This is a genomic window from Dolichospermum sp. LEGE 00246 (assembly GCF_015207865.1).
GTDB lineage: Bacteria > Cyanobacteriota > Cyanobacteriia > Cyanobacteriales > Nostocaceae > Dolichospermum > Dolichospermum heterosporum.
Map to the genome: position 1 here is coordinate 1 of NZ_JADEWA010000398.1, position 5,110 is coordinate 5,110.

A 5,110-nucleotide genomic window follows, 5' to 3' on the forward strand; every position below is an offset into this window, starting at 1 on the left:
ATATAAATATGTCTTAGCATTGGAGTTGCCAGAAAAATTTAAAGAACTGCGAGTTTTTGAAGAACAACTTCTAGTTGCAGGAAATTTAATTTATTCTCGAAAAGCCGCCCAAGTAACTATTCATAATAACGATAACGCACAAAATAAGGAAGCTCAGTTTTTAGTAGATTGGCATTTAGTGGCAATGCCAATAATTGGTAATGATAGTCTTCATGTTTTCAAGAATTGGCTTTCTGAGATGATTATTTTAGCACCAATTCCCAGTTCAATGACAGGAAATTCCCCTGGTGAAACTTTAGAACCAAAGCGAGATGGTTCAAATATTGGAGAATGGCTTTCTGGGATACTTGGTCGTTATCCTGCTGCCTATAGAGAAATTGACAAATATCTCCGAAATATTATGCCGGATTTTCAAGATTTTGTCACTGAAATTATTGGTAAAGACTTGAAAACCCTAATTATTAGATTTGAAAAAAATAATGCGACTTTGAATGTTGATTTTCAAGATTTATCAGATGGTGAAAAATGCTTTTTTCTTTGTGCTGTGGTATTAGCTGCTAATAAATTCTATGGACCAATTTTCTGTTTTTGGGATGAACCTGATAATTATCTTTCTCTGTCAGAAGTAGGTCATTTTACCAAATCTCTACAACGTTCATTTAAAAATAGTGGACAAATTTTAGTAACTTCTCATAATCCTGAAGCAATTAGAGAATTCTCTGATGAAAATACCTTTTTCCTAGATCGAAAAAGTCACTTAGAACCAACTTTAATTAGATTGCTTAGTGAGATACCCAGTAGTGGTGATCTGATCAATGCTTTAATTTGTGGAGACATAGAATTATGAGTGTAGACTTATCATCATTTCCCTTATAATCAAGTTTACGCAAGTAAGTCTCTACTGTTAATTTTTTACTGGAACTTCAATTTTTGGGGAATTTATGCACAAAGCACCTGATGAAGTGAGTGATATTAAACTGTTGGTGTTAGATATAGACGGGACAATTGCTGGACATTCCAATACTCTCAGTCATATTGTCAAGGAAGTGATTGCTGCTGTACAAGCAAAGGGAATTAAAGTCGCTATAGCAACAGGAAGAATGTATTGTTCGGCTTTGCGGTTTCATCAGGAAATTGGATCTACACTGCCTTTAGTAGCTTATCAAGGCGCTTGGATTCAAGATCCAAATACTCAGGAAATTCACCGTCATTTATCTGTGTCTAGAGAAATTGCCTTACAACTACTAGAATACTTTGAACAGCCAGATTTGCGATCGCTCCTCTCCGTGCATTTTTACATCAACGACCAACTTTATGTCCGAGAAATTACCAAAGAAACGGAAAATTATCAACAACGCTGTGGTGTAAACGCCATTCCCGTCGGTGATTTACGTCAACTATTAGATCATGCACCCACTAAAATTTTAGCCTTATGTGATGACGCAAACTTAATTCAACAACTTTTGGCTAATTTACGCCGCAGATATCAACCCACAGAATTATATATAACAACATCTGTCGCTACTTTCTTGGAAGCAGCTAATACTCATGTTAATAAAGGCAATGCTGTCCGCTATCTAGCAGAAGAAATACTAGGTTTAGAAAGTCATCATGTCATGACTATTGGTGATAATTTCAATGATGTAGAAATGCTCAGTTATGCTGGCATTAGTGTCGCCATGGGTGACGCACCAGCCGAAGTGCAAGCGATCGCTCACTGGGTAGCACCTAGTGTAGAATTAGATGGTGCAGCCGTAGCAATGGAAAAATTCTTACTTAATTAAAACTCTACACATAAGAAAAGACACCGACGACTGGCCGTGTTTCGTCTCGGTGTCCTTCCTAATTTCGCTCCTCACACACCTGCGATTTTATGCGGAGATATTTATTTTGTCAAGATAATTTCTCAAAGATTTTGTAAAGTTTGTGTGAATAAGCTGTTACGCAGCTAAGCTAAATTTGATAACCATAATTTACTTGAACTTTGTAGTGCGGGCATCTTGCCCGCTAGAATTATACAAACTAAATGCACAACAGCTTATCAATAAATCGCAAAACCTGTAGGGGAGCAGGGACTGCGCCCTCGATTGCATTGCATCCTGGCGATAACCGCTTAAAGTTCCACAGGTGCAACAATTCCCAACTTGTCCTCTAACACACACCTTAAAACCAACTGAGTCGCTATCAGCAATCCCAAGCGAGCTTGAGCCAATTCTGGATCATGAATTTTCACTTCCCCCCAAATCCGACAATTACACCAAAACCGCTCAAAAGCTTGACTTAAATTCCCACCTGCCTTTTCCCAGTCAATAGAACTACTATCAGCACAAACCAAATAATCTACCACCTTAACTAATTGATAAATTAGAAACCTCTCATCCAAGTGATCAAGAAGAAGTTTCTGCTCACAATTTAGCAAAGGTATAGAGTTGACAGCCATAAAACCATTAAAATCTGTCCTATCAAGTTCAATCAATCCTTCATTCTGTCCTAAGCGCAGCAAAGAACAGCAGCGGAAATGAGCATATTGAATGGCAAAAACCTTTAATGAACTTAATGAAGTTGGTAATTGGTCATCTAAAAAATTATTCACCAAATCTCCAGTTTTTTTGGCAACTATTAAATTTTGTAACCAAGCAGCTAAAGTAGAGTCCATGAGTTCTATATGAATCTCACCGGGGGGAACTACTTTCACCCTAAATAAACTATCACTGTTTTGGGATAAATGTCCGGCAATACTTTCGGCAAGCGTGGCGATAGCTCCAGCACCGTCCATAACTGTTAAATTCTGAGATTTTGATATTCTCATAGCCACACCAGAGATATATAAAATTTTTTGATTATATCCTCCTTGGTAGAGAGGAACTTTTATCCCTTTTATGCTTGTAATTTCCTCCTTATTAGTAAAAATACCGAGAGAAGACATTAAATACCTATTTATTAACTGTTTAATTGCTTTATTTTGCCCAAAAAGTAGTCTATGCGACACGTATCCTTTTGTAAAAAAATTATGGTGTGCATCATTTTATCCTGTTCCATCTACCTTGAGATAGAAGTTTACTGATGTCGGGAAAAATGAGAGTAGGATGAAATTTGATAAATAATGTATAAAAAATGGGTAATCTTTACTACCCTTGTTGTACAGTAGGAAGTATAAGAAAAAATAGAGAGCAATTTAGCTTTCTATCCCATTGGAGGGCTGGCGCTGTTAGGCGTTATGCCTACCCCGTTAACACAAAGACACTCCTTGCACTTTTCTTATCAAGTCTTTGTTTTCAGCCAATAGCTCTTTGTTACCTATGCAATCTCCATCTTCCTTTTCCGAAGCTTCGCGTCCTTTCTTAACCTGGCAACGTATTCTTGACTGGGCCCAAGAACACTACCGCTGCCGCACCTTCAGCAAAGACGAGCGCATTCCAGCTAGACCTGGTTTGCTCTATTTAGTCCAAAGAGGTGCTATCCGCATGGTAGGAACTGCCCAAGTCAGTGCTACTGCTAGTCAGTTAACATCTAGACGCATTAACAGAACACCCGAAGAAGCCTTCTTGGGTTTTGTGGGAGCAGGACAACCTTTTGAAATTGTTGCTCAATCTCCATTCACCCTCCAGTCCTACGCCCACGTTGACCAAACAGCAGTGCTGTGGATGTACTGGCATGACCTAGACAACTGGCCTCACTTCCGCCGTGAAGTTATGGATGCTTTTAGATATCAGCACCAGCGCAAGTTGTTATGGTTGAGCGCTTTAGGACAACGTCGTACAATTGACCGACTCTTAGGATTCCTCACCCTACTGATTGAGGAATATGGAGAGCCTTCAATGAGCGAAACCGATCCTGATGTCATTCGTGGTTATTGCTTACCCTTCCCCCTCACCCATGCTCAAATTGGCAGCGCCATTGGTTCAACCCGTGTTACTGTCACTCGTTTAATGGGTAAATTACGTCAACGTGGCTTAATCCTTACCCAAGGAGATAATCTGATTTGCCTACCCGCTGAATCTATCAATAGAGCCAGCTAGAACTTAGTTCAAATCTCTAATGAGCAGTAGATTGATAGATGTTAACTGAGAGCTTGCCACTCTCGGACACACCAATGACAGGTATTAGCGAATTATAACTAATCCAAGTTGGGTAATTAGTTCTGTCACCCTGCTCCTCATCTTCACAAATCTGTTTGACCACCACAAGCAGATTTTGGGTAATCGGGTATGAAATGCAATATGTCTGGGACGAAAAGTTCTCTAGTGCCTTCATCAAGAACGCGGCACTGATAACGCTAGATCGGCAAATTGGGGCCACCCACCTGGTTCCAATTATTGATCTTGGCTGTGTAATATGAATATTTATCTGGGAATATTTCAAACTTTTAAGATCAGTTTTCTCTTCGTCATAAAAATGCTTAAGTAGGGTTTGCACCAAAAAGTTGTCTGTGAGGGCTAGAAGTATGGCTAACGCCACCCTGCGCTATCAGGACGTAGGGGCGCAGGGACTGCGCCCATTCAGGGTATGATTAACGCCACCCTGCGCTATCAGGAGGATTTAGAAGAAGTTATAAAATATCAAGTCTGGAAAACCGCTTTGTATTCTTGCTTCCATTTCATTTCTCAAGTCTTGAAAGGTTGGCGGTTTATTACTCCAACTACTAATATTTTCTTGAGTAATACCTTTCTGCTTGTAGCAATCTGACAATATTTCGATGATCAGTCCTTCTTGATTTTTTCCCATAGTTAGGGCTTTGCGTAAAATAGGTAAGGGATTCCATCTTCAGTAGAGTAAACAGCAAATCTGATTAATCCTGAAAGAATTCCGTCATAGGTAATCTTAACAATATCCTGATTTTCAAAATCGGTTTTGTCCCAAAGTTCTTGCCATGCAAATTCCCACCAGGGGATTGCGGGAAGGCTGGGAGCCGCGTCTCTTTAGAGCGCGGGGGAAAGCCTACCCGTGCGAAGTCTGGTAAACCAGTATTATCCGTTAATCCTCAATTTACTTCTCAAGAATGTTCGGCTTGTCATCATATTAGTAAAGCTAATAGAGATGGCGAAAAGTTCATTTGTGAACATTGTGGTCATATTGACCATGCTGATACTCAGGCTTCTCGGACAATTTT

At 39.6% G+C, this 5,110-nt stretch carries 6 protein-coding genes; 4 read left to right on the forward strand and 2 right to left on the reverse strand.

The window, feature by feature from the left end; all coding sequences use genetic code 11:
- On the forward strand, nt 1-847 hold an 847-nt coding region (locus IQ228_RS20665; RefSeq protein WP_228043982.1), incomplete at its 5' end, for an AAA family ATPase.
- Between the two features lie 94 nt (nt 848-941).
- Nucleotides 942-1,784 carry a Cof-type HAD-IIB family hydrolase gene (locus tag IQ228_RS20670; protein WP_027401049.1) on the forward strand — a complete coding sequence of 281 codons (843 nt, stop codon included), beginning with the start codon at nt 942-944 and terminating at the stop codon, nt 1,782-1,784.
- Nucleotides 1,785-2,113: 329 nt separating this feature from the next.
- On the opposite strand, the gene IQ228_RS20675 is transcribed toward IQ228_RS20670, so the two are convergent.
- A complete protein-coding gene (locus tag IQ228_RS20675) occupies nt 2,114-2,926 on the reverse strand; it encodes a DALR anticodon-binding domain-containing protein (RefSeq protein WP_228043983.1) in 813 nt (270 codons plus the stop codon).
- Nucleotides 2,927-3,299: 373 nt separating this feature from the next.
- On the opposite strand from IQ228_RS20675, the gene IQ228_RS20680 reads away from it, so the two are divergent.
- On the forward strand, nt 3,300-4,019 hold the full coding sequence (locus IQ228_RS20680; RefSeq protein ID WP_027401051.1) for a Crp/Fnr family transcriptional regulator: 720 nt from the start codon (nt 3,300-3,302) through the stop codon (nt 4,017-4,019).
- A gap of 520 nt (nt 4,020-4,539) precedes the next feature.
- Here IQ228_RS20680 and IQ228_RS20685 read toward each other — a convergent pair.
- Nucleotides 4,540-4,725 (reverse strand): hypothetical protein, encoded by a 186-nt coding sequence (locus IQ228_RS20685; RefSeq protein WP_027401053.1) that lies wholly within the window; start codon nt 4,723-4,725, stop codon nt 4,540-4,542.
- Nucleotides 4,726-4,865: 140 nt separating this feature from the next.
- Between IQ228_RS20685 and IQ228_RS20690 the strand changes: the two genes are divergently transcribed.
- Nucleotides 4,866-5,110, forward strand: a 245-nt coding sequence (locus IQ228_RS20690) for a transposase (protein WP_228043984.1), incomplete at its 3' end; no start/stop codon positions are given.